The 23,710-nt window shown below is 43.5% G+C and carries 21 protein-coding genes; 12 read left to right on the top strand and 9 right to left on the bottom strand.

Annotated features, from left to right (window positions below; genetic code table 11):
- Positions 1-12: 12 nt before the first annotated feature.
- Positions 13-651 carry a two-component system response regulator NarL gene (narL, locus tag AC13DA_RS08735; protein ID WP_007146721.1) on the top strand — a complete coding sequence of 213 codons (639 nt, stop codon included), beginning with the start codon at positions 13-15 and terminating at the stop codon, positions 649-651.
- 55 nt (positions 652-706) lie between these two features.
- Here the strand turns inward: narL and AC13DA_RS08730 are convergent, their stop codons facing one another.
- Positions 707-1,048 (bottom strand): cupin domain-containing protein, encoded by a 342-nt coding sequence (locus AC13DA_RS08730; RefSeq protein WP_007146720.1) that lies wholly within the window; start codon positions 1,046-1,048, stop codon positions 707-709.
- Positions 1,049-1,491: 443 nt separating this feature from the next.
- On the opposite strand from AC13DA_RS08730, the gene AC13DA_RS08725 reads away from it, so the two are divergent.
- On the top strand, positions 1,492-2,856 hold the full coding sequence (locus AC13DA_RS08725; RefSeq protein ID WP_284451026.1) for an ammonium transporter: 1,365 nt from the start codon (positions 1,492-1,494) through the stop codon (positions 2,854-2,856).
- Positions 2,857-2,944: 88 nt separating this feature from the next.
- On the opposite strand, the gene AC13DA_RS08720 is transcribed toward AC13DA_RS08725, so the two are convergent.
- The 4 genes from AC13DA_RS08720 to AC13DA_RS08705 all read right to left on the bottom strand — a co-directional run bounded on the left by AC13DA_RS08720 (position 2,945) and on the right by AC13DA_RS08705 (position 5,734).
- Positions 2,945-3,391 carry a hypothetical protein gene (locus AC13DA_RS08720; protein WP_284451027.1) on the bottom strand — a complete coding sequence of 149 codons (447 nt, stop codon included), beginning with the start codon at positions 3,389-3,391 and terminating at the stop codon, positions 2,945-2,947.
- A gap of 11 nt (positions 3,392-3,402) precedes the next feature.
- Positions 3,403-4,200 carry a hypothetical protein gene (locus AC13DA_RS08715; RefSeq protein ID WP_284451028.1) on the bottom strand — a complete coding sequence of 266 codons (798 nt, stop codon included), beginning with the start codon at positions 4,198-4,200 and terminating at the stop codon, positions 3,403-3,405.
- A 30-nt stretch (positions 4,201-4,230) separates the two neighbouring features.
- Entirely contained in the window at positions 4,231-4,761 is a 531-nt protein-coding gene (locus AC13DA_RS08710; protein WP_284451029.1) for a hypothetical protein, read from the bottom strand.
- A 325-nt stretch (positions 4,762-5,086) separates the two neighbouring features.
- Complete coding sequence (locus tag AC13DA_RS08705; RefSeq protein ID WP_284451030.1) at positions 5,087-5,734, bottom strand: glutathione S-transferase; 648 nt, start codon at positions 5,732-5,734, stop codon at positions 5,087-5,089.
- 96 nt (positions 5,735-5,830) lie between these two features.
- Here AC13DA_RS08705 and AC13DA_RS08700 point away from each other — a divergent pair, with 96 nt between their 5' ends.
- Both AC13DA_RS08700 and AC13DA_RS08695 read left to right on the top strand, forming a co-directional pair.
- Positions 5,831-6,904 carry an efflux RND transporter periplasmic adaptor subunit gene (locus tag AC13DA_RS08700; RefSeq protein ID WP_284451031.1) on the top strand — a complete coding sequence of 358 codons (1,074 nt, stop codon included), beginning with the start codon at positions 5,831-5,833 and terminating at the stop codon, positions 6,902-6,904.
- Positions 6,897-10,088, top strand: a complete 3,192-nt coding sequence (locus AC13DA_RS08695) for an efflux RND transporter permease subunit (protein ID WP_284451032.1) — start codon at positions 6,897-6,899, stop codon at positions 10,086-10,088. Before AC13DA_RS08700 ends, AC13DA_RS08695 begins: the two co-directional genes overlap by 8 nt.
- On the opposite strand, the gene AC13DA_RS08690 is transcribed toward AC13DA_RS08695, so the two are convergent.
- Together AC13DA_RS08690 and AC13DA_RS08685 are read right to left on the bottom strand one after the other, a co-directional pair.
- On the bottom strand, positions 10,075-10,689 hold the full coding sequence (locus AC13DA_RS08690) for a PilZ domain-containing protein (RefSeq protein ID WP_284451102.1): 615 nt from the start codon (positions 10,687-10,689) through the stop codon (positions 10,075-10,077). The genes AC13DA_RS08695 and AC13DA_RS08690 overlap by 14 nt on opposite strands.
- Before the next feature lie 91 nt (positions 10,690-10,780).
- On the bottom strand, positions 10,781-12,190 hold the full coding sequence (locus tag AC13DA_RS08685; protein WP_007146710.1) for a PhoH family protein: 1,410 nt from the start codon (positions 12,188-12,190) through the stop codon (positions 10,781-10,783).
- 580 nt (positions 12,191-12,770) lie between these two features.
- Here AC13DA_RS08685 and AC13DA_RS08680 point away from each other — a divergent pair.
- Both AC13DA_RS08680 and AC13DA_RS08675 read left to right on the top strand, forming a co-directional pair.
- Positions 12,771-13,202, top strand: coding sequence for a hypothetical protein (locus tag AC13DA_RS08680; RefSeq protein ID WP_284451033.1), 432 nt, complete (start codon positions 12,771-12,773; stop codon positions 13,200-13,202).
- Between the two features lie 324 nt (positions 13,203-13,526).
- Positions 13,527-15,878: a putative bifunctional diguanylate cyclase/phosphodiesterase gene (locus AC13DA_RS08675; RefSeq protein WP_284451034.1), complete on the top strand. Its 2,352-nt coding sequence runs from the start codon at positions 13,527-13,529 to the stop codon at positions 15,876-15,878.
- A 79-nt stretch (positions 15,879-15,957) separates the two neighbouring features.
- On the opposite strand, the gene AC13DA_RS08670 is transcribed toward AC13DA_RS08675, so the two are convergent.
- Positions 15,958-16,671, bottom strand: coding sequence for a matrixin family metalloprotease (locus AC13DA_RS08670; protein ID WP_284451035.1), 714 nt, complete (start codon positions 16,669-16,671; stop codon positions 15,958-15,960).
- A 209-nt stretch (positions 16,672-16,880) separates the two neighbouring features.
- Here AC13DA_RS08670 and AC13DA_RS08665 point away from each other — a divergent pair, with 209 nt between their 5' ends.
- Both AC13DA_RS08665 and rarD read left to right on the top strand, forming a co-directional pair.
- Entirely contained in the window at positions 16,881-17,123 is a 243-nt protein-coding gene (locus AC13DA_RS08665; protein WP_237701234.1) for an MGMT family protein, read from the top strand.
- Between the two features lie 97 nt (positions 17,124-17,220).
- Positions 17,221-18,102 (top strand): EamA family transporter RarD, encoded by an 882-nt coding sequence (rarD, locus tag AC13DA_RS08660; protein WP_284451036.1) that lies wholly within the window; start codon positions 17,221-17,223, stop codon positions 18,100-18,102.
- Between the two features lie 28 nt (positions 18,103-18,130).
- Here the strand turns inward: rarD and AC13DA_RS08655 are convergent, their stop codons facing one another.
- Positions 18,131-18,601, bottom strand: coding sequence for an Lrp/AsnC family transcriptional regulator (locus tag AC13DA_RS08655; RefSeq protein ID WP_284451037.1), 471 nt, complete (start codon positions 18,599-18,601; stop codon positions 18,131-18,133).
- Positions 18,602-18,913: 312 nt separating this feature from the next.
- On the opposite strand from AC13DA_RS08655, the gene leuA reads away from it, so the two are divergent.
- The 4 genes from leuA (at position 18,914) to AC13DA_RS08635 (ending at position 23,548) form a co-directional block, all read left to right on the top strand.
- Complete coding sequence (gene leuA / locus AC13DA_RS08650) at positions 18,914-20,611, top strand: 2-isopropylmalate synthase (protein ID WP_284451038.1); 1,698 nt, start codon at positions 18,914-18,916, stop codon at positions 20,609-20,611.
- 226 nt (positions 20,612-20,837) lie between these two features.
- Positions 20,838-21,107 carry a hypothetical protein gene (locus AC13DA_RS08645; RefSeq protein WP_007146698.1) on the top strand — a complete coding sequence of 90 codons (270 nt, stop codon included), beginning with the start codon at positions 20,838-20,840 and terminating at the stop codon, positions 21,105-21,107.
- Positions 21,108-21,286: 179 nt separating this feature from the next.
- Positions 21,287-21,763: an LEA/WHy family protein gene (locus tag AC13DA_RS08640; protein WP_284451039.1), complete on the top strand. Its 477-nt coding sequence runs from the start codon at positions 21,287-21,289 to the stop codon at positions 21,761-21,763.
- A gap of 75 nt (positions 21,764-21,838) precedes the next feature.
- Positions 21,839-23,548 carry a potassium/proton antiporter gene (locus tag AC13DA_RS08635; RefSeq protein WP_284451040.1) on the top strand — a complete coding sequence of 570 codons (1,710 nt, stop codon included), beginning with the start codon at positions 21,839-21,841 and terminating at the stop codon, positions 23,546-23,548.
- Positions 23,549-23,710: the final 162 nt, after the last annotated feature.

Here is a 23,710-nt window from a genome sequence, read left to right as displayed (position 1 = left end):
TAAGAGAGAGAAATGAACACTATAATAAGAATATTAATTATCGATGATCACCCCTTATTCAGAAAGGGAGTAGGTCAGATTATTTCCGATGAACCTAACTTCGAGGTGGTGGGTGAGGCGGCATCCGGGCTGGAGGGTATTGAACTGGCTCAACAGTTAAACCCGGACTTAGTGTTACTGGACTTAAATATGAAGGGCATTGATGGCCTGGAAACACTGAGAAGGCTGAAACAAATGGATTTGAAATCACGTTATGTGGTGCTCACTGTGTCAGATGCTGAAGAAGATTTACTGGAAGCCTTAAAATCGGGGGCTGATGGTTATCTGCTCAAGGACATGGAGCCGGAAGATTTACGTTCCAATCTGGTGAAGGCAGCTTTAGGTGTGACGGTATTACAGGATAGCCTGACAGAAGTACTCAAAAAAGCGCTGATCGAGCCGGATACCAGAACGACCGCATCAGATGTGAGTCTGACTGACAGAGAAACAGAAATTCTGGATTGTCTGGCTGAGGGGATGAACAATAAAAATATTGCCAGAAAGCTGGGGATAAGCGACACCACCGTGAAAGTGCATATTAAAAATATCCTACGCAAACTCAATTTAACGAGTCGACTTGAGGCGGCTGTCTGGCGTCATCAGAATAGATAAAAAAATCGGTAGGCGATAAGCCTACCGATTCTTGAGCCTTTTAAAACGCTTTGGTTTAGAGTGGTTTGCGTTGACCCACAAAGAAACCAACACCTCTGGTCGGTGTGGTAAAGGTAATGGTTTCGCCATTGCCAAAATACAATACGTCACCCACTTTGGCGTGGACTTGTTTGCCTGATTCGTCGCTGATAATAAATTCACCTTCAGCCACATACTTCATTTCTTCGTAATCGTAGGTATAAACCAGTGGTTTATCACTTTTATTTAAATGAAAGAAGCCAGCACAAATAGTTTTATCTTTGCTGTCTGAAATCACTGTATCCCCAAATGTGGCGTTGACACCGTCAACACCCATTGATGGTTGTGGGTCTTTTACAGCTTGTTGAATATATTTCATATCTTGTCTCCAAATAGTTTTGTGTAAAAACACACAAGCTATTAAATCGACATGACTGCACGGCAACAATTATTAAGAAGGCTTAATCAAAAAGAAGTACAGGTCCTGTGAATAAGCGATAAACACTGGCTTTAAGATAGTAAAGCAACAAGCATTTGAAGAAATACAGGTTTTTTTCAACGCAATATTATTTAGCGTGTATGGCTACGGAGTAACGGCCTTAAGTCTAAGCCATTACATAGACTAGATGAGATCAGTGAGTATCTGGACGGGCTGATTAATGTTGTCATCTAGCGGTCAAAACAGCTAAAAACCACGTATTTATAGGCATGTACCACTTAAGTGTTAATTTCTAGGAAGAATAGACGGATAAAAAGGCAGGGAATAGATTCCTCTGTATGTGACTGAATTAACAGGCACATTTACTATGAGGACTGAAAACCATGTCGTTTGATATAACTACACAGTTTGCAGAGCAGGTGTCGCTGGCATCTCTTGTGCAAAACCTTGTTTACGCCTCTGGCACCGTTGGGGCAATTTTTGTCGTAATAGGACTGCTCTTAATTGATGCAGGCGGTGTTAGGAGGCGTAATGCATTTAATGCAACTATAGAAAAATTAGTCGGTTTTTTTATCGGCTTTACCACCTATTTTGTAATCGGCTTTGCATTCTGGGCTGCCCAGTACTATGTGATGGTCGATTACACATTAACCGATAGTATTAAGGATTGGTGGGCAGGTGGCATTTTAGCTAATGAGCTTGCTCAAAATGTGGATCCGGCAGTTTTTCCGGGCCTGAATAACTTCCAGATCTTTATTTTTTTCCTGGCGTGTTTTGCTGGGATTATCAATGTCTTATTACACTTCGCGGTGTCTGAAAGAATGAAGTCATCGGCGTATTACATTACGTCATGTGTCGCGACTTTAGTGTCTTCTGTATTGAGCTGGTGGACATGGGGCTCTGTCGGCCCACTCACCAATATGGGATTTCATGACTTCTTTGGTGTGGGCTTTGTGTATCTTTTCCCTGCCGGTATGGCCATGGTATTTGTGAATAAACTAGGTGCCAGACCCGGTATGTTCTCTGCGCATTCAAAAGTAGAAGAGTATCGTGTTCCCAGTCTCGCTTTAGTGACGGTGGGTGTATTTAGTGTGTTTGGCAGCTTGCCGATGGTTATCCTGTCTTGCCTGTTTTTCTTTGATCCGGGCGCTCATGCGGTCAGTGTCACTATGGCGGATACCAGTGTTGGTTTAGCGTTTAACAACTACGCGGCAGCCTGGGCTGGTGGGACATTGATGGGCGCTATCCTGGCTTACTCAAAACGTAAATACAGTTATTTACTGTTAGGCCCATTTGCCGGTTATGTGTCGGGCGCATCGGGTTTTGATGTCTATATTCCGTGGCAGATGTTCCTGGTAGCTTTTGGTTCACCTCTGGTGGCTTATGTTATCTATGAATTCCTGCAAAAACGGGAGATCGATGAGCATAAATTATTGCCATTATTTGCTGGTGTCGGTTCCTACGGTCTAATTATGACTGGCTTACTGCATATCGGTACGCCACGTGGTGGTTATGTCGGCATCACTGAAGGTGCCTATGCTTTCCAACACGGTGAAATTGGTGTGCTGATGCAAGTCGTCGGAATTGTTGTGTGTTTGGGTACCGGTATTGTGACCGCGTTTATCCTGTCATTTATTCTGGAAAGAACGATAGGTATGCGTATTACCGATGAAGAACAGGCGATTGGTCTGGATAAAGTCCATTGGGGCCTGGATTCAGATGTGTCACCTGAGGTAGAAGCAAAATAAGGGGTTTCTATTTCTTTCCCTAGCTCGTTAGAGCGTTTAGTGGCTTATTCTTATGGGTAAGCCACTTTTTTATTGTTATGAATAAAGCCTACTCTTTTTCTGTATTAATCACCCATTGCCGTTCACCTGTCGGACAGCAACGTGGTTCATCCGGTTTATGCATGGTGGTGGTGAGTGTAATCTGTCCTGGTGTTATCACGACATTACGTGGATTACCACCAAACACATTATCAACACTCCGATAATAGCTGAGCTGACCGTTTTCATAACGAAATAAGGCAACATCAAGGAAGTCACTATTACCGCCGCTGGGGTAGAGAATCCAGGCGAGCGCGTCATCCATGCCATCGCCAGTAAAATCACCATAAAAAATTTGTATCGGTTGATAGACATTATGACCATGTTGTTCTTGGGCCCAGCCAAGAATCAGGGTATTTGAACTCGATTCGGAGCTATTGTGACAGGGGGCTTTAGCCTGAGCGATAGGGATTACCAATGCTGTGATGAAAAAAACGAGCATGTTAAGTTTTAGCATGACTATCTCCCTTATACGGATAAGTTTTGGCTAACTTCATGTATGGCTTTATTCATGTCCTCAACCAATGCTGTAGCGCAATCTAAAGTCAGACCGCCTGCAAGAACATAAGGCTCACTGTTACCCTCGGCTATTATTTCCACACAATAATCGCGTTCTGCCTGTCGATGTCCCCAGTGTCGGCCTAACATCGAAGAAACGGGGACGCCATTGGGTCCAGGCATAATAGGATCTTCTGCTACAACCAAGCCGTTATGAACGACCTTAATTTCAGCGATAGAGGCTAGTGGCAGGCTAAAGTCATTACCTTCGATACTTTGTTTGGAAACGGATACCCGTGCTGGTTTTCGGTAACGTGCTCCGGGTAAAACAAAGCTACAGCCGACGCCGATAAAGATAAGCGACAGAATATAAAACCATACGGATGAAATCAGAATAAAGCTGAACAGGAAAAACACACCCACAGCAAATAGAAAAATGGCTGGCGTGCGTGTCGCTCTGGCAGGCTGAACATCAAACAGATAGCCACCAGTTGCTGGATCTTCTCGGCGGGTAAAGACGGATACGGATGGATTGCCCCAGGTTTGCAGAACGTTCTTTAAGTGCCAGCGCCAGATTGGAATGGCGAGCGTGACGCCTGCCAGTATTAACACAAAGAGTTTGCCGAAATATCTGCCGAATATTTCAAACACAAAAAAGAGGGCGACGCCAACGGTGTTGAATAAAAGAAAAATGATCACAAGCCACAGCAAAAGACGTTGCCAGAGGGGGCGATCTTTACTCATCAACTTATCGATAAATTCACTCATGAGCTAGCTACCTATAACGAGTCTGATGGATTATTTAAAAACGCTGATAGAGCCGTCTTGTTTGAATATCAACACCGCAGGCAAAATGAATTCTCCCGTTTGGACTTTGTTTTTAAGCACATCGGCTTCGGCCCAATCCGCGGTAATTTCACGGTTAACAATCACTTTTACTGGAATTTGCATGCCTGGTTTGAAGCCATCGTCGGTATCAGGCAAACCTTCAACATCTTCATAGCGTTGCGTGCCATAACAGAAATGACCTTCATTAGTGGAGTATTTCAATGCTTTTTCGGTCATGGTGTAGATGTATTCTGAGCCCGAATTCGTTTTTGATTTCCGTTCCTCCATATCCAGAAGGCCATCATCTACCATTGGTTGGAGCCAATCGCGTGGCTTAGGTCGTGCTACATAAGGGAACTGTTTGAGTTCTTTAAAACACAGATTGGTATCGAACTTAGCGGCTAAAGCTTCATCAATCTGGCTTTTCTGACCATCGCCACATGCGCTTAATAATAGAGATGAACTGAGAACAACAAAACCTACCAAATTCCTTGTATGCATTAGAGATTCCCCCTCAAAAAACTCTAAAGATAATTAATGTCAGTTGGGTGTTGCGTTAGAACGTCCTTTTTGTGCGATAAAAAGACTGAATCAAGTTTAGTCAGTGTTTGTGTGTGAATGAATATTTAACGGATTTTTTTAGTTTAATCAATACTTTGTTTGTTGTTGTCATTGATTCGAAGATGGATAAACACTTTGTTAAATAAGGCGTTTATCTGAGGTGACATTTCGAGGGGGTGAATGCGACGTTTCTGTGATTCAATATGCTTTATCTGCGCTATATAGAGCCAGGCATGAAGCTGACTCTATATGCTATGTCCCGACATTATGGAAACAGTATTTGTGGCTGATTGGCATGCCATTGATCGTATTTTGTCATCACACTGGCAAACAACTCACTTTGTAGGAAGTGATTTAACCAGTCTCTGACGAGAGGATAAGGTGCTGTGTTAAACCAGTCTTTATCAACTAAAGCAAACTGACGAACGAAAGGCAGCAGCGCGATATCTGCCATCGTCCATTTTTCACTCAGCAGGCAACCATTTTCTATTAATAACGATTCCAGATTTTGTAAGGTTTTTTCACCTTGCTCACGGTAATAGCTTTCTGGATGTTCTGGGTAACGGTCTGCATATTTATAGCGATCAAGGTAGTACTTAAAGTCACCATCATTATTGGCAATCAGTTCATCGCATTGGATTTGTTGACGCCGATCGAGCGTTTGATACCAGTTTAATGGATCGCGTTTATCCAGTGCCCAACGCATGATATCAATACTTTCATCAATCACTCTGCCAGTTTCAGTTTGTAAAACAGGTACGGTCGCTTTGGGTGAAACAGCCACTAATTCCGCGGGTTTATCTTTTAATACCACTTCACGAAGTTCGGTTTTTATTCCGCTGGCGGCTAGTGTAAGCCGGGCCCTCATGGCGTAAGGACAACGGCGAAAGCTATATAAAGTGGGATACTTCATGAACAGATTATTTCCAGCTTGAACAAAAACTCAGTATAGACAATCAGCGATGATAAATGTAAATTAGCAAATGCTAATATTGATATTGAGATTACCATGGAACATTCATTTACTAGATGGATCGTCATTTTCATACTGCTTTTTCCTGTGAGCTTTACTGTTCAGGCGGAAGCGCCACCCCACGCCGAGGCGGTGTTCAAAAACTACGCTCAGCAATGGACTTTTGATGGCAGTATTGAAGCCGTTAATCAGGCGACTGTCTCTTCTCGCGTTTCAGCGCAAGTGGCTGAGATCTTTTATGACGTAAATGACCGGGTGGAAAAAGGTGCGCTGATTTTACGGTTTAATGATGAAGAAATTAAAACCCGTCTATGGCAGGCAGAAGCGAATCTGCTGGCCGAACAGGCGCAGTTAAAAGAAGTTCAGGCCAGATATACTGAAGCCGCTGCTGAAGCCAAACGTATTAATGATTTGTACCAACGTAAACAAGTGACCCGTTCCGCTTTAGATAAAGCGGAAGCGGATAAAGCGGCGACGGCAGCTCGGGTCAATGTATTAAATGCCCAAATAAAAGCGCGGCAAGCGGAAGTCGAGCAGGCTAAAGTTGAGCTGTCCTATACCGAAGTGCGAGCACCTTATGCGGGTGTGATGACCAAGCGCTGGATTGAAGTTGGCGAGATGGCAACACCTGGACAGGCATTGATGTCTGGTTTATCACTGGATGATTTACGCGTGGTGTTTACCGTGCCACAGAAACAGTTAACTGAAGTGATGGCGGCAAAGCTGGATGTGCTTTTACCTACAGGCGAACACTTAACACAGCTTGATAAAACCTTAATTCCAGCTGCAGATACGCAGACTCACAGTTTTCATATCCGTTTGGATTTACCACAAAATCTCAATGATATTTTCCCTGGCATGACGACAAAAGTCACCGCTTATGGCAGTGAACAGCCGGCACTGGTGATTCCAAAACAGGCGCTGGTAAAACGGGCTGAAGTGGATGGGGTTTATGTGCTAGCGCAGCAACGGGTTGTATTCCGACAACTCAGAGTTGGGACGGAATACGATGATGACTGGGTTGAAGTCTTATCCGGTATCGATGCCGGAGAACAAGTGATTACTCAGCCAGATATGGCTTTATTGTATTTGCAGCAACAACATGACTGATATTAAGCCAACACTGGGAATATCCGGCCGTATTGCCGCGTTATTTCAGGACAATGCACTGACGCCGTTGATGGCATTGCTGGCTTTATTGCTGGGGTTGTTTGCATTGATGGTGACGCCGCGTGAAGAAGAGCCTCAGATTGATGTCACCATGGCAGATATTTTCATTGCTTACCCTGGTGCGTCAGCCAAGGAAGTGGAGAGTTTGATAGCAACACCAGCGGAGCAGGTGGTCAGTGAAATTTCTGGTCTGAAACATGTGTACTCAGTATCGAAGCCAGAGTTGGCTATCATCACTGCCCAGTTTGAAGTCGGTGAGAATCGTACCGATGCGATTGTACGTTTGTACAATAAAATATATTCCAATCTGGATTGGCTGCCTAAAAACTTAGGTGTGTCACAACCTATTATTAAACCCAAAGGCATTGATGATGTGCCTATTCTGACGCTGACGTTATGGCGTCAGGGCCAGCAGAATTCAAATCAGTTAAAACAGTTGGCGCAGTCCTTGGAAGTGGAACTGAAGCGGGTTGATGGAACACGGGATATTTATACTGTTGGCGGCGCTGATACCGTAGTGAATATCACCTTAGATCCAGAGGCAATGGCGGCTTATCACATTGATAGTCACCGTTTGAGTCAGGCATTGTCAGCCGCTAACCAATCTGCTGAAGCTGGGACGACAGTACAGAATAATCAAATGACAAGCGTTCAAGCGGGTCAGTTTATTGTTTCCGCTGACACGCTGAAGTCATTAATTGTCGGTGTATTTAATGACCAACCGGTGTATTTGACGGATGTGGCTGATATTGCTCTTGGTCCAGAACAACCCCGTCAGTATGTGTGGTTTGGCACCGGACCTGCCGCTGCAGACAAACAGATTAAAGCTCAGGGTGAATATGATGCCGTCACCATCGCCATTGCCAAACAGCCCGGAACCAATGCCGCCGATATTGCCGATGCCGTTCTGCAGCAGGTAACAGCATTAAAAGGCGTGATGATTGCGGATGATGTGCAGGTGACCGTCACGCGTAATTATGGTGAAACGGCGGATCAAAAAGCCGATACGCTGATCCATAAACTTATTTTTGTCACGGTGGCTGTGGTTTTATTGGTGTTATTTGCACTGGGCTGGCGAGAGGCCATTATCGTTGGCGTAGCGGTGGTGATTACCTTATTACTGATGTTATTTGCCTCGTGGGCATGGGGTTTTACTTTAAATCGGGTGTCGTTATTCGCCTTAATTTTTTCTATTGGCATTTTGGTGGATGATGCGATTGTGGTGGTGGAGAATATTCATCGTCATATTCAACAAGGAAAATTAACCTTAAAACAAGCGATTCCCATCGCTGTTGATGAGGTGGGGCAGCCAACAATATTGGCGACTTTAGCCGTGATCGCAGCCTTATTACCCATGGCCTTTGTCAGCGGTTTGATGGGCCCGTATATGAGCCCGATTCCGATTAATGCCAGTATGGGCATGCTGTTGTCATTAATGGTGGCCTATATCGTGACACCATGGATGGTGTTGAAGATGCTTTCACATTCTCGTTCCGCCAATCATGAGCAAGTCGCCGAGTCCCAATATAACGCCGTTTTTCAGCGTATTTTGAGCCCCTTTCTATTACATGAAAATGCAGCCCGCCGCCGAAAATTACTGTGGGGCGGACTTATTTTGCTGGTCATTGTGTCTGTAGGTCTGGCAGCAATGAAACTGGTTATTCTGAAAATGCTGCCGTTTGATAATAAGTCTGAAGTGCAGATTGTGATTGATATGCCTGAAGGCTCGCCATTAGAAAAAACAGCAGCAGTCACCCGTGCGTTGACAGATTATCTGACGACCGTTGCCGATGTGACCGATTATCAGGCCTATGTCGGCACAGCTTCGCCGATTAATTTTAATGGTCTGGTGCGTCAGTATTATTTGCGTAAGGCCTGGCATCAGGCAGATATTCAAATCAACCTCAGAGATAAACATCAGCGTGATGAACATAGCCATGCCTTAGCACTAAAGCTAAGAGAACCACTGACAGCGATTGCTAAGAAATGGGATGCGCGTATCAAGGTCGTTGAAGTGCCGGCGGGGCCACCTGTGTTATCACCCATTGTGGCGGAGTTGTATGGCTTGAATGAACAACAGCGACAAAATCAGGCATCACAACTTGTTAAGGTGTTTGAGCAAACCGATGGCATTGTCGATATTGATAGCAGCATTGAGGCGAAAGCCGACAGACAGATCATTAATGTGGATAGAAATAAAGCGAGCTTATTTGGCCTGAGTCAGCAACAGATTGTTGAAGCGATTCAGTTAGCGCTGACTGGCGAGGATGTGGGGTATCTGCACGATGATAATGTGAAATATGCCATACCATTACGGTTGCAATGGTCAATCGAGGATAAAGCGAATCTTGATGCCGTATTGAATATGAAGCTCATCAATCAACAAGGTGAGCTGATTCGTTTATCTGACGTCGTCAATGTGGTGGATGGTGAACATCAGCAAACGCTTTACCACAAGGACTTACAAGCCGTGACTTACGTCACAGCGGATATGGCTGGCAAGGTCGATAGTCCATTATATGGAATGTTTTCGGTGTATCAGCAATTAGAGAATATGCCGATTCAGCAATATTTGGTTTCAGTGCCAAGTCTGGCGCTACAAGATTCACTGAAATGGGATGGGGAATGGCAAATTACCTATGAGACGTTCCGTGATATGGGCTTAGCTTATGCCGTGGGCATTATTCTGATTTATCTGCTGATTGTGGCGCAGTTTCGATCTTATTTATTACCGTTGATTATTATGGTGCCGATTCCGCTGACCGTGATTGGCGTCATGCCTGGGCATGCTTTATTAGGCGCACCTTTTACAGCAACATCGATGATTGGCATGATTGCGATGGCGGGGATTATCGTGCGTAACTCTATTTTGTTAGTCGACTTTATTCGTCATGCGATGGCTGAAGGCATGACGGCTGAGAAGGCAGTGATTGCCGCTGCTGCAACCCGTGCCAAGCCCATTATTCTGACTGCGCTGGCTGCGGTGGTAGGGGCGGTATTTATTCTCGATGACCCCATATTTAATGGCTTGGCTATTGCCTTGTTATTCGGAATTCTGGTGTCGACCTTATTAACCTTATTGGTCATTCCGTTGCTGTATTACAGCTATATCAAGACTCGATAAGGGTCATAGCGCCTGTGAGCTCACCTTCGCGTAAACGTTCGGCCTGACGTTTTAAGGTGTGGCGAATAAGGACATTGCGATCCATTTCATCCATATGAGTGAAGGCCATACGTAATAAATAAGGTGTTTCAGCCGGTGCTTGTTCGATTTTGTCACAGCCAATCACCGTCGCCAGAGTATGAATGGTGCTGGCTGATGGCACTAACTGCATAAAAAGTTCAACATAATCTCTTGGTGGAATAGGGTTGGCCACTAATAAAGCAACGCCACCCCCACTTAAGTTAACGTCTGTCAGTTTGTCAGGATTGATCGGATTGTTATGACGTTCGATTCGCTGCGCTATCAGATTTACTTTGTCATCTAATAATCGTAAGGCACGTGCCATTTCACGATCATGCTGGCTGATTTGGTCCAGTAAATGTGAAAACACGTTTTGCATTGTGCGTAACTGTGCCCGTTCAGAATCACCATCATTATCTGATGATTGTGAAATACGTTTTGCGACTTCACCAACGTGTGTTTTTTCTACTGGTTTGAACTCAATTACTACCGAGTCATTGATTCGAAAAAATTCACGTCTGTCTGAACCTGAATGTTGCATCACTCTCTACCGTTATCCTTGAAAACCTAATGCCACTTAATCGGCTTGAATATAGGATTCTTTATATCATGTTCCGATTAAGTTGCCAGCATTAAAGGTTTTCAGAGGCATAATCAGCCAGTCTTGAACGCTCACCGCGAAGCAGCGTAATGTGACCACTGTGCTGCCAATATTTAAAGTGATCAACCACATAAGTCAGACCTGAAGTCGTCTCACTCAAGTACGGCGTGTCAATTTGAGCGATGTTACCTAGGCAGACAATTTTAGTGCCTGGGCCTGCGCGGGTAATCAAGGTCTTCATCTGTTTTGAGGTTAAGTTTTGCGCTTCATCAATAATTAAAAAGCGGTTCAGGAAGGTGCGCCCGCGCATAAAGTTTAATGAACGGATTTTGATCCAGCGCTGTAATAGATCGTTGGTCGCCTGACGACCCCATTCACCACCTTCTGTTTTATTTAATACCTCAAGGTTATCCATTAATGCGCCCATCCAAGGCGTCATTTTTTCTTCTTCGGTACCCGGTAAGAAACCAATGTCTTCACCGACAGGCACGGTAACCCGTGTCATGATGATTTCACTGTAACGTTTATGTTCGACAGTTTGTGTTAATGCTGCTGCCAATGTCAGCAACGTTTTACCGGTACCAGCCTGACCCAGTAAGCTGACGAAATCAACGTCAGGATCCATTAATAAATTCAGTGCGAAATTTTGTTCGCGATTGCGCGCTGTAATTCCCCAGATGGCATGATTATCTTTACGGTAATCGTTGATAAGCTGGATATCAGCACTGGTTTCAGTGACCGAGCGCACTACCGCTTCAATATTGTGATCTTCACCGGGCGAGTAAATGAGCTGATTGGGATACCAGTCTTTAACCACATCGCCTTCAACTTCATAAAAGGTCTGACCATCAGCCGTCCACGATTCCAGACGATTTAAGTCATCCCAAAAGTCCGCATTCAGTTCGCTTGCACCGCGATAAAGCAGATCGACATCATCCAGGACTTTATCGTTGTAATAGTCTTCGGCACAGATACCTAAAACGGTGGCTTTGATGCGTAAGTTAATGTCTTTTGAAACGAGAATAATCGTGTGATCTTTAATCGCTGCCTGTAATGCAATTGCCACACTTAAAATGGCATTGTCACCTTGATGACTCGGCAACTCTTTAGGTAATTCCTGCTCCATTTGAGTGGTCTGGAAAAACAAGCGACCACTAGCATTAGGCATATCACCGCTATTCACGCTGGGCAGAGGTATGCCTTTGCTAATGGCTTCATTATCTTCAGCCTGTAACAATAAATCATCGAGGAACCGACTAACTTGACGGACATTGCGGGACACTTCAGATAAGCCTTTTTTACCGCGGTCAAGTTCTTCTAATACCACCATCGGTAAATAGATATCATGCTCATCAAAACGGAATAGAGCCGTTGGGTCATGCATTAACACATTGGTGTCCAGAATAAACAGACGTTTACCTTCGGCGGGACGTTTGATCATTGGTTCGAGATCCTCTTTGGTTAGTTGGAGACCTGAGGTTGATTATGGTGCAAGAAATCATTACTGCAAAGAGTGAGCAACGATTATTTTCCCAATGCTATTCATATCAACCGCAAGCCACTTCACAACTGCTTATTTAGTGTTAATATGAAAAGCCTTCCCCAAATGATTTATCTTCGAACGTTTCGCCATTATTCTGCTTTTCTGGGTCGGTATTCCTTTTGGCTTGATCGCATTATCTCGTTGATTCATAAGCAATCGATATTGTTTTTATCCGATATGACTGAATTGCTGAACCCATAATGATTGACCGCGTTGCTCTGACTTAAAGGCGGTTTTCTCCTCCCTAAATAACGGCAAAATTTTTCTGTTTTCCCAGCAAGCTGATATCAAAAACAGAGGCTTTTGCGATATCTCTACATCACCGCATTAGGAGTCAGTCACAATTATCACTAGGACATCTTGTTCTGTCTTACCAGCAAGATTAGTGTTATCGAACGAGTTAGGCGGGTGTTATGAATATTGATGAAGTAATGAATCCTCCTATATCTATGTAGACATCTAAGGAGGGTGATTCCCCATGAAATTAAAAACAATGTTGGCAGTACTGGCTGGTCTATCTATATCAAGCATGGCTGTTGCGGAAGTAAGATTCGATGATTTAATTGGCACCTGGTATGCCGAAACCGATCATGACGGTGAAACTATGAAATGGTTGGTCAAACGTGAAGCGGATCAGAGTTACGCCGCATTGTTTCTGGTCTGTGACGGTGAAAATCTTTCCTGGGTGCAAAAAGAGCGAGGTCAGTGGAAGATGGAGGGCAAAGAGTTACATACGGTCATTGCGGCTTTTCAGGATATGAATGGAAATTCTTCTGATCAGATTGGTAAGCAAATTCATTATGAGAATCTGGAATTAGTTAATGACGAGTTGAACTATGAACAGAAAGGTAATGACAACACTTACAGCTTTAAGCGCGTCAAAGATGGCTATCAAGTCAGTTGTCAATAATCGAGGAAGGTCAGCCTGATTCAGGCTGGCCTTTTTTATAATTTCAATGATTCATCGTCGGCGTTTCCTTCGCTGACATTGTGGTCGTCATTTTCAATCAGCAAAAAGGGGCGAGGGTTCGCCCCTTTTTTTATTTCTAATCGGCTCCAGACAGTGGTTCCAGGCGAATAATGACGAAGCTTTTTATAACGACAGTACTACTTTCACACTCACATCACTGCACAATTAATTTACTACTCAAATGAAGCAAAGCGCTAATATAAACATGTGATTATACAAATCAGTTCAAGGAAACTAATTTGTTTGTTGATGGAGTAAACAACGATGTTTGTAAGGCCATTTAAATTAAGCAGACGGGTCAAAGCATTAACCACAAGAACACGTTTGGAATTATTTTTGTTTACTCTGATGATCTCTGTTGGTATTGCTAGCAGTCTGATTTTTTTTAAACACCATATAGAACACGTCAATACTGAAGTATCCGATACGCACAAAACGACAGTTAAACTGTTTAGGCAATTTCTTGAAGCAGATGCGGTAGGTCTGGCCAGAGCAATTACTGCACTTTCCGGTAATCAAACATTACTCGAAAAAATGCAATCAGGGCAGCGCGATGCGATCTATACTGAATTTGAAGATGATTTTGAGCGCTTAAAAAATCAAACAAAAATCACCCACGCCTATTTTATCGGTCCCAATGGCGATGTTATTTTGAGAGCTCACAAGCCCGACCAGTTTGGTGACCGTTTATCTCGCACTACCTATCTTAAATCTGCCAGAACACAGAAACTTGCCTGTGGCATTGAAATGGGCATGAATTTTTATTCTCTCCGTTGTGTTCAGCCGGTTTATCTAGGAGAGTCACAGGAATTCATAGGTTATATTGAGTTAGCCGAAGAAATCGACCATATCTTTCACGAATTAAAAGAGGCCACGGGTAATGATCTTGCCATTTTATTAGTGGATGACTTTATTACTTTCAGTGAGGCTGATATCCAAGGTCAGGCGTTTAGTCATTACCAGCTGATTTATTCAACTGATTCATCGCTGATGGAGACTCTTTTGCCCAAAGTCGACCTAGATGCTGGATTTATCTCTACAGCAAATAATTTCATTACTGATAAAGAGGAGAAATATGGTATCGGTGTAAGCCCGTTTGAAGATATTACTGGGCAGATATCCGGCGTACTAGTGTCGGTTGAGAACATCACTCGCCTTTATAAAAGTGCAATAAACGAGCTGTGGATCAATGTCGTCGGGGCACTGCTTATTATTTTGCTCACTATCATATTGTTTAGCATCGCCATTAAACGTGCTTTTAAAGCTATGGAAGAGGCGCTGGACGAACGCACGCGCCAGATTGAGTTTATGGCTTTGCATGACGAGCTTACTCAACTTCCCAATCGTGCGATGTTCTGCAAAATGGTACAACATCAGATTAATGAAGCTAAGCGCTATGATCGTCAGTTCTCGCTGTTATTCATGGATTTAGATGGCTTCAAGGCGGTGAATGATAATTTGGGTCATGATGCTGGCGATGAATTACTCAGACAAGTGGCTGAACGATTAAACTTGAGTATTCGTGACAGTGACGTAGCCAGTCGTATTGGTGGTGATGAATTTATTGTTCTACTACCCGAAGTATCTGGTGAGGAAGAACATAAACATGTAGATGTGGTTGCTGGCCGAATTCTGAATGCTATTGCTGACCCATTTATGCTTAAGGACCAAGTCATTCACATCACCGCAAGTATTGGTATCAGCTGTTATCCGGAGCATGGTGATAATGAAGATGAGCTGACTAAACATGCCGATGCCGCTATGTATGCTGCAAAAGAGTCAGGTAAAAATGGAATTCAGCGTTATTCAGCAGAGCTTCACAAGCAATCTTTTGAGCGCAGGGCATTGGAAGCCGACTTAAAGAACGCCCTACATAACCATGAGTTCGAGATGTTTTACCAGGCCAAGCTGGATTCACAGAGCATTGAAATTATAGGTATGGAGGCACTCATCCGCTGGCATCATCCTAATTTAGGCTTGGTAGAACCTGCTGACTTTATCAGTATTGCAGAAGATACCGGGCTGATTATTCCTATCGGTAAATGGGTGCTTGAAACCGCATGCCGCCAAAATATGCAATGGCAGGAAAATGGTAATACATTATTACCCATAGCCGTTAACTTATCGCCAAAACAATTTAATGATGAACATTTATTGGAAGATATTCTAAGGATTCTCTCTGAAACAGAAATGCCTGCACAGTTTTTAGTGATTGAAATTACTGAACGTGTAGTGGTGGAGGATGCTGTAAAAGCCAATAAAGTTCTCAGAGCCTTGAAAGAGCTTGGAGTCGGATTGGCTATTGATGATCTAGGTGTCGGCTATTCATCATTCAGTAGCTTAGAAATTTTCCCTGTCGATAGCGTCAAGATTGATCGATCATTTATCCATGGACTGCCGGAAAATCAGAGCAATAGTGCCATCACGGAGGCGATCATTAACATGGCTGATAGATTAGGGCTTAATGTGATTGCAGAAGGCGTTGAAACCATTGAGCAACTTGAGTTTTTAAGAAAATATCAATGCCCGCAACTTCAGGGATTTTATTTTAATAAACCGATGCCAGCAGATGAGTTTGAGAAATACTTGAATAATTCAAAGCAGAGCTTAGCTTGATGGCCGTTCGAGATACTGTGGTATTGGCAAATAAAGATGTTGAGCCTCTCACTCACATAGAGTGAGAGGCTGATTCATATTAATTTTTAGAAGATGTTTTTCTTCTTAATCCACACAAGCCTACCAAGGCTGAACTTAATAACCAGAATGCTGCCGGAACTGGGACGGCTGAAATATTGGCACCATAGAGATATTGAATACCAGCGATATCATCAGCTTGAAGACCTGTCAGAACAGGGTTGTAATAAGGCCCCATGATAGCGTTAGATTCGTTTGAATGACCCAAGCCCAGGGAGTGGCCAATTTCGTGTAAGGCTACCCAGAAGATGCTGATGCCATCAACCAGATTATCAATACTCCATGTTTCTGATGTATCAAAATGCAGGTCACCTCCAGCAGAAAAATACCAATGGGTATCGGGATAAAATGCATGAGCTAATACGCCGCTCGGCCCATCAATCGTTTCACCACCAATGCGAATATCGCCTGAGGTGGTTAATGTATTAAAGTTAGCGCCATCGTCTGCAACTTCAATAAAATTGAGGTTGGCGACACTGCTCCAGGTATTAAATGCTTTTTTGATTTCTTGCTGAAACCCCAATGGCATAAAGCTATCTAACGCAGAGCAAGTAGATGTATCGCATTGTTCTCCACCCATCATAAAGCTGTAACTGATCGTTGCCCCCGTGCCGAGCGTGGGATCTCCCCATTTCTGTATTGGGCCGGAAGATAGGGTGTAAGCATTGGCTGTTGATAAGAAAAATAAACAGAGTAAGGCTGTGAATGTTTTCACTAAAGTCATCCTTGTCTTGAGTTGATAAAGTAGCGTTCTAGCTAATGTGAAATTTATCACATTTTTTAGCCTTATCGCTTGGCTGAATAACACAAAAAAGTCCCTTGTTTATCGACAAAATAAATCAATCAACGTCTATACTCAGGACAATGAACGAACTTGATACCATGATATGGCAAACCGTTGCCGATATACCTTTCGGAAAAGTGATGACATACGGACAAATTGCTAAGCGTTGTGGCTATCCAGGATATGCTCGTTATGTCGGGACGGTACTGAAAAATTTACCGGCAAATACGTTATTGCCCTGGCATAGAGTCATTAATGCCCAGGGGCGTTCATCTTTTCCTGAAGGCAGCGATAAATACGCTATGCAGATACAGTGCCTTCGCGCAGAAGGCATTGTCATTCATAACGGGAAAATACAATTATCGGTTTACCAGCACCATTAATATGCACCGTAACTCTCTGATAAGGGAAGCTAGCTGATAAAAGTTTATAGCCGTTTGTGTCACTGATACCATATGTATTTAAATTTCTGAGAACACCATGCAAGGTCTAATCTTAGCCATTCTGGCTTATACCATCTGGGGTACTTTTCCACTCTTTTTCAGTTACCTGAGCCACGTGTCACCAATCGAAGTGACCGCGCATCGGATTATCTGGTCACTGGTGGCGACTTTAACAGTGGGCTTGTTGCTAAAGCGCGGTAAGCACCTATGGGAAGCATTGCATAATAAAACGACCTTATTGTGGCTGGGCGCATCAGCGGTATTTATTGCCATTAACTGGTTGGTGTATATCTGGGCCGTTGGTCAACATCGGGTGCTTGAGGCCAGTTTAGGCTATTTCATCATGCCTTTGGTCAGCTTGCTGATGGGGCGACTCTTACTAAAAGAGTCTTTGCATCCGTTGCAAGCCATCGCAGGGGGGATTGCGTTTCTGGCAGTGCTTTGGGAACTGTGGTCATTTGGCAGCTTGCCATGGGTGGGCGTAATTTTGTCATTTGCTTTTGCCTTCTACGGACTTATCCGTAAAGTTCATCCGATTGATGGTATTAACGGACTCACCATAGAAGCTTTGTGGTTAATGCCTTTTGTTATGCTGTGGATTGGCTGGCAGGCCAAAGCTGAGCCGTCAATATTACAATTTGGCGAGGATACAACGACAACTGTGTTGTTGATTAGCTCAGGCTTTTTGACGGCATTACCTTTGGTTTTATTTGCTATGGCAACCCGACGTATCAATTTATCGATTGTCGGTTTTATTATGTATATCAATCCAACCATACAATTTCTGATTGGTGTGTTTGTATTGGATGAGCACTTTCCTCAAGCCAGATTAGTGACGTTTATTATTGTTTGGTTAGCGATGCTGCTGTTTATGGCTGGGATGTGGCAGCTGCAAAAGCAGAAACGACCTGCTGTATGATTTAACTTCAGCTGATGCACTAATTGCATCAGCCAACAGGCAAAGCCGTGGTTTTAATTGGCGACTTCATCACAAAGGAAGTGTGAACACCGGTTACACCTTCAATCCGAGTTAATTTATTGAGCAGAAATTGTTGATAGGCATCCATATCTTTCACAATGACTTTTAATAAATAATCTGCCGATTGGCCGGTGATCAGATGACATTCGAGGACTTCAGGGTAGCTGGCCAGGGTCGATTCAAGTGCTTCGAATCGTTCCGGTGTATGTTTATCCATGCTAATGCCAATAAACGCCATTAAGGTCAGGCCTAATTTTTTGGCGTTGAGTAAAGCAACATAACCATCAATTAAGCCTTTTTCTTCCATTTGTTTAACCCGGCGCAGACAGGGCGAGGGTGAAAGTTTGATGGCTTCGGCTAATTCCTGGTTGGTGATACGTCCGTCAGTCTGTAATTTTTGCAAGATCATGACATCGTATTTATTAAGTTGCTCAGACATGAAATATTCCTGTTGATTTATATTGTGGTTATATATTTCAATATTTCATAAATATAAGCAATATTATTCTTTTATCGTTTGATTTTGTGCAAACTTAGCAATTTAATTCTATTAGCACTTCTTTATACTATTTCACATGGCTGGAACTGATAGCCCATGCGCCAAAAGCGCGGCTGGCACGATGCACGGACATGATCAAAAGTCATGAACGGCACATCGGAAAAGTATCAATTAACCCGATTGATATGGTGAGTCAGGCAAATTTGTTTCAGCATCTTTTGTGTCATTAATGTGTATTGTCAGGAGTCAGACATGATTAGTCAGCCCGCTCAGAAGTATCGCCGCTTTGATGCTATCCAATTGCCGGATCGGCAATGGCCCAATGTGGTACTGGATAAAGCCCCCATTTGGATGAGCACCGATTTACGTGACGGTAATCAGGCTTTGATTGATCCGATGTCTGTCGACACTAAAATGCGGTTTTTTCTGGCCCTTGTGGATATGGGTTTCAAAGAAATTGAAGTTGGCTTTCCATCAGCTTCGGAGACGGACTTTAATTTCGTACGCCGGCTGATTGAAGAAAATCGTATTCCTGATGATGTCACCATTGAAGTGTTAACTCAGGCCAGAGAAGACTTAATTGCCCGAACAGTGGAATCCTTAAAAGGCGCGAAGCGTGCCATTTTGCATATGTACAATCCGATTGCACCGGCATTTCGTGAGATTGTTTACCGTACAGACAAGGCAGGGGTCAAAGAGATTGCTGAACGTGGCACTCGCTGGGTCAAAGAAATGACGGCAAAGCAACCCGAAACTGAGTGGATTTATCAATATTCACCGGAGACATTTTCCAGTGCTGAAATTGAGTTTGCTAAAGAAGTCTGTGATGCAGTGACGGCGATCTGGCAGCCGACTCCAGACCATAAAATGATTATTAACTTGCCGGCAACCGTGGAAATGGCTACGCCGAATACTTATGCCGATCAGGTTGAATGGATGCATCGCCATTTAAACAATCGCGACAGTATTATTTTGAGTGTGCATCCGCACAATGATCGCGGTACAGCGGTGGCAGCAGCTGAATTAGCGGTAATGGCAGGTGCAGATCGTGTGGAAGGCTGTTTATTTGGTAACGGTGAGCGTACCGGTAATGTGGACTTGATCACTTTGGCAATGAACTTGTACTCACAAGGGCTCCATCCTGGTGTTGATTTCACCCAGATGGATCAGATCCGTCAGTTGTTTGAAGAAACTACACAATTGCCTGTACATCCTCGCCACCCGTATGCAGGAGAGTTGGTGTTTACCGCATTTTCAGGTTCACACCAGGATGCGATTAAAAAAGGTTTGGCCGTGCAAAAAGCCGATGATTACTGGCAAGTACCTTATTTGCCGATCGATCCGGCCGATGTAAATCGTAGTTATGATGACGTGGTTCGGGTAAACAGTCAGTCGGGTAAAGGTGGTGTGAGTTTCTTGTTACAGCAGCATGCTGGATTTGAATTACCACGACGTTTGCAGATTGAATTCAGCAAAGTGGTACAGAAAGTCAGTGATAGCAGCGGGCGTGAAATCAATGCTGACAATATCGCGACCTTGTTTGATAAAGAATATGTTCAGGTGAATAGTCCATATCAATACATGGGTAGCCATATTGTCGATGAAGAGAGTCATCAGGTGTTGAGCCATGTGGTGGTGAAATATCAGCAACAACGTATTGAATTAAAAGGTCAGGGAAATGGTCCTTTGGATGCGGTGGCAAAAGCGATATCTGAGCATATTGGTGAAACGGTGACCGTTGCTGATTATCACGAGCATGGAATGAGCGCTGGGTCTGATGCGACGGCTGTCAGTTATGTTGAGGTTAAGGTCGGTGAACATGCCACCGTGTTTGGTGTTGGTCAGGATCAAAATATCACCACCTCGGCGATAAAAGCCTTATTAAATGGCGTGAATCGTTTTATTAACGGTACTAACCCTGAGATAGTTGAGAACGTGGCGGCAGGATAATCAGTCATTTCCCGAGTAAGTGTTAAGGATTATCTGACATGATGCTCGGGATTGTGCCTGATCTAGTGTGATGATTTTTAGTTATTGATTATTAAAGGAAAAATATTTTTTCGTGATTTGAATTCTACTCAATAATTCGTTAGGGTAGGAAACAGTCCTGAATATATAGATATCTGTTCAGGTTCTTCTCACCGATGTTTGACGGAATCAAACAAAGGAGAAAATCATGTTAAAAACACAACTAACAACTTTATTATCGGTTGTAATGCTGGTTTTATTTAGTTCAGGTGCAGCCTTTGCAAATGAACATGAGTCGTCCCATGAGGGTGCAAAACACCCGGCTCATGAAATGGGTGAAGAGCTGGATACCATCAAAGATAAAAAACACAGCGAAGAATATAAAGAAAATATGGAGGAAGCAGAGGATTCTGCTAACTCACCGCATCCGGCATATGAGATGGATGAAAATGAAGAAGTTCAGGAACGCGGTCAATAATCTGAGTTTCTGAATGGACACTGCGTCCATAAGCTTTAACAGGCGCCGTGCTTTTGAAAGAAAGTGCGGCGCTTTTTTTGTGACCTTTCAATTTAATCTGTCTGATAAGCTTGAATTAAGCCTCTGAGGGCATCATTTGTTGTGGGTTACTCGATTCTAAATCATCACAGGAGCATTCAATGCGACACTTTCGTTGGGTCATTCTTTTTATCATGACTTATACCTTATCAGCATGCGCTACATTGTCTCCTCAGTTCGAACAGCCACAGGTCAATATCACCTCCTTTACTCTGGCGCCTCAATCAACAGCTTCAACACCGACATTTCTTGTTGGCTTAAAAGTTATTAATCCCAACTGGAGTGCACTGCCATTGAAAGGTATGAGCTATTCCGTTGAAGTTGATGGCTATCGTATTTTAAGTGGTGCTGAACCTGACTTGCCTCGGGTCGCAGGCTACGGCACGGAGGAGTTTACAATCAGGGCTGTGCCAGACTTGATTGACGGTGCGAAGTTAATCAGTCAATTGATGAGTAATAACAAAGATTCATTTGATTATCGATTTAAGGCACGTCTGGATGTCGGCAGCCTTTTACCTTTTATTGATATTGAAGAGGCCGGGACATTTAGTTTAAAAAATCCCTCATCACCCCGATAAATTCACTGTCATTTCGTGCTCTTCCGAGCATTTGTTGCTATGTTTATGACATAGCTCATATTTAAAAGCGCCCCTATGAATTCGATAAGTATGTTGTTTCTGTTAAGTGGTTCCCTGATTGCTCTCAGCATTCTGGCCAGCCGCTTATCGTCATTATTTGGTCTGCCTCTGCTGATTATCTTCCTGGCTTTAGGTATGTTGGCTGGGGAAGACGGTGTTTTAGGTATTCAGTTTGATAATTATTCTGTGGCCTTTGTCATCGGTCATCTGGCATTAGCGATGATTTTGCTTGATGGTGGTATGCGTACTCGCCTCAAAACATTCCGTGTTGGTTTTAAACCCGCCTTATCTATGGCAACCGTTGGCGTATTTATTACCAGTGGCGTCGTTGGTTTAATCGCAATGTGGATTTTTGATCTGACATTGGTTGAAGGGCTGTTGATTGGTGCTATTGTCGGGTCAACCGATGCGGCCGCCGTATTTTCCATGTTGCGTGGCCAAGGGATTAATATCAACGAGCGGGTTGGTGCTACCCTGGAAATTGAATCCGGTACTAACGACCCGATGGCTATTTTCCTCACCTTGATGTTTATTCAGTTATTGATCAGTGATGAAAATACGGTTTTAGGCAATGTCTTATTTTTCCTACAACAATTTGGTTTTGGCATTGGTATTGGTCTTTTAGGAGGTTGGTTAGTCAAACGTTTATTGAACAAATTAGAGTTGGTACCAGGCCTGTATTCTCTGCTGGCTTTAGCACTGGGGTTTACTATTTTTGGGTTGGCTTCCTGGGTGGGGGGCAGTGGTTTTCTGGCGATCTATCTTTGCGGCTTAATGATAGGCAGTGAAAACACGCGTCAGTTACAACACATTTTACCTGTGTATGACGGCCTGGCCTGGTTAAGTCAAATTGGCTTATTCCTGGTGCTGGGTATGTTGGTCACGCCAACTGAATTGATGAAATATGCTTTACCGTCACTGGTTATTGCCTTAGCCCTTATTTTTGTTGCCAGACCGCTGGCTGTCGTGCTCTCAGTAAAACCGTTCTTTAAGTTCCGCTGGCGGGAAATCGGCTTTATTTCCTGGGTTGGATTGCGTGGTGCTGTACCGATTGTGTTAGCGATTTTCCCTGTTATCGGCGGAGTAGATAATTCGTCAATGTATTTCAATGTGGCGTTTGCTGTGGTCTTGCTATCGCTATTGATTCAGGGGGGAACATTATTGCCGATGGCAAAATGGATGCGGGTACAGATCCCTAAAAAAGCCAGCCCAAGACAGCGTGGATCTCTGGGGATTTTGCCCGAGCGTGATTATGAAATGTTTGTCTATAAAGTAGAAAATCATCGCCTTGATGAGCAACCTATTCGGTTATTACGCTTTCCATCAGGAGCAATGATTTCTGCCTTATTCCGCAATGAGGAAATGATTCATCCCAAAGGCAGTACCCGCTTAAAGCTTGGCGACATTTTATGTGTGATTAGTCGCGAAGAAGATTTAGATAATTTAAATGAGTTATTTAATGGCGATAACCAACTTAATCAGAAACAGTTAGCCTTTTTTGGTTCTTTTGTACTCAATGGTGATGCAATGTTAGTGGATGTGGCTAAGGCCTATGGCTTAACCATCAGTCCTCAGGAAGTCGGCGTCAGTCTGGGGGAATTTATTGCCCGCCGTGTAGGTGGACACCCTGTAGTGGGCGATGATATTGACTGGCATGGTATTCATTGGGTGGTGAATGAAGTTGATGGCGATACCGTGAAAAAAGTCGGCATGAGACTGTATTGAGAAAGAGATATGTGACTGAATCCATGTTTCCTCTCATTAAACATTGTTTTCTATTTCGCTTTCTGTCATATTTTGCACATCATCATTTCTTTGGTGACTTGTCATAACTTATAGAACACGTTTGAGCACTGTTTAATGGAGAACAGTAGCCTGAATTTGTCG

It is taken from the genome of Methylophaga sp. F-2 (genome assembly GCF_056859315.1).
The sequence above is the reverse complement of the archived record's forward strand: the minus strand, read 5'-3'. Positions and strand labels throughout refer to the sequence as shown.

Excerpts from the sequence above, each read along its gene's own strand:
- AC13DA_RS08715 (WP_284451028.1), bottom strand. The coding sequence starts at position 4,200 with ATGAGTGAATTTATCGATAAGTTGATGAGTAAAGATCGCCCCCTCTGG.
- AC13DA_RS08655 (WP_284451037.1), bottom strand. The coding sequence starts at position 18,601 with ATGTCTGAGCAACTTAATAAATACGATGTCATGATCTTGCAAAAATTA.
- AC13DA_RS08640 (WP_284451039.1), top strand. The coding sequence starts at position 21,287 with ATGCGACACTTTCGTTGGGTCATTCTTTTTATCATGACTTATACCTTA.
- AC13DA_RS08645 (WP_007146698.1), top strand. The coding sequence starts at position 20,838 with ATGTTAAAAACACAACTAACAACTTTATTATCGGTTGTAATGCTGGTT.
- AC13DA_RS08635 (WP_284451040.1), top strand. The coding sequence starts at position 21,839 with ATGAATTCGATAAGTATGTTGTTTCTGTTAAGTGGTTCCCTGATTGCT.
- AC13DA_RS08700 (WP_284451031.1), top strand. The coding sequence starts at position 5,831 with ATGGAACATTCATTTACTAGATGGATCGTCATTTTCATACTGCTTTTT.
- AC13DA_RS08695 (WP_284451032.1), top strand. The coding sequence starts at position 6,897 with ATGACTGATATTAAGCCAACACTGGGAATATCCGGCCGTATTGCCGCG.
- AC13DA_RS08685 (WP_007146710.1), bottom strand. The coding sequence starts at position 12,190 with ATGATCAAACGTCCCGCCGAAGGTAAACGTCTGTTTATTCTGGACACC.
- rarD (WP_284451036.1), top strand. The coding sequence starts at position 17,221 with ATGCAAGGTCTAATCTTAGCCATTCTGGCTTATACCATCTGGGGTACT.
- AC13DA_RS08720 (WP_284451027.1), bottom strand. The coding sequence starts at position 3,391 with ATGCTAAAACTTAACATGCTCGTTTTTTTCATCACAGCATTGGTAATC.
- narL (WP_007146721.1), top strand. The coding sequence starts at position 13 with ATGAACACTATAATAAGAATATTAATTATCGATGATCACCCCTTATTC.
- AC13DA_RS08665 (WP_237701234.1), top strand. The coding sequence starts at position 16,881 with ATGACATACGGACAAATTGCTAAGCGTTGTGGCTATCCAGGATATGCT.
- AC13DA_RS08730 (WP_007146720.1), bottom strand. The coding sequence starts at position 1,048 with ATGAAATATATTCAACAAGCTGTAAAAGACCCACAACCATCAATGGGT.
- AC13DA_RS08705 (WP_284451030.1), bottom strand. The coding sequence starts at position 5,734 with ATGAAGTATCCCACTTTATATAGCTTTCGCCGTTGTCCTTACGCCATG.
- AC13DA_RS08710 (WP_284451029.1), bottom strand. The coding sequence starts at position 4,761 with ATGCATACAAGGAATTTGGTAGGTTTTGTTGTTCTCAGTTCATCTCTA.
- AC13DA_RS08680 (WP_284451033.1), top strand. The coding sequence starts at position 12,771 with ATGAAATTAAAAACAATGTTGGCAGTACTGGCTGGTCTATCTATATCA.
- AC13DA_RS08690 (WP_284451102.1), bottom strand. The coding sequence starts at position 10,689 with ATGCAACATTCAGGTTCAGACAGACGTGAATTTTTTCGAATCAATGAC.
- leuA (WP_284451038.1), top strand. The coding sequence starts at position 18,914 with ATGATTAGTCAGCCCGCTCAGAAGTATCGCCGCTTTGATGCTATCCAA.
- AC13DA_RS08725 (WP_284451026.1), top strand. The coding sequence starts at position 1,492 with ATGTCGTTTGATATAACTACACAGTTTGCAGAGCAGGTGTCGCTGGCA.
- AC13DA_RS08675 (WP_284451034.1), top strand. The coding sequence starts at position 13,527 with ATGTTTGTAAGGCCATTTAAATTAAGCAGACGGGTCAAAGCATTAACC.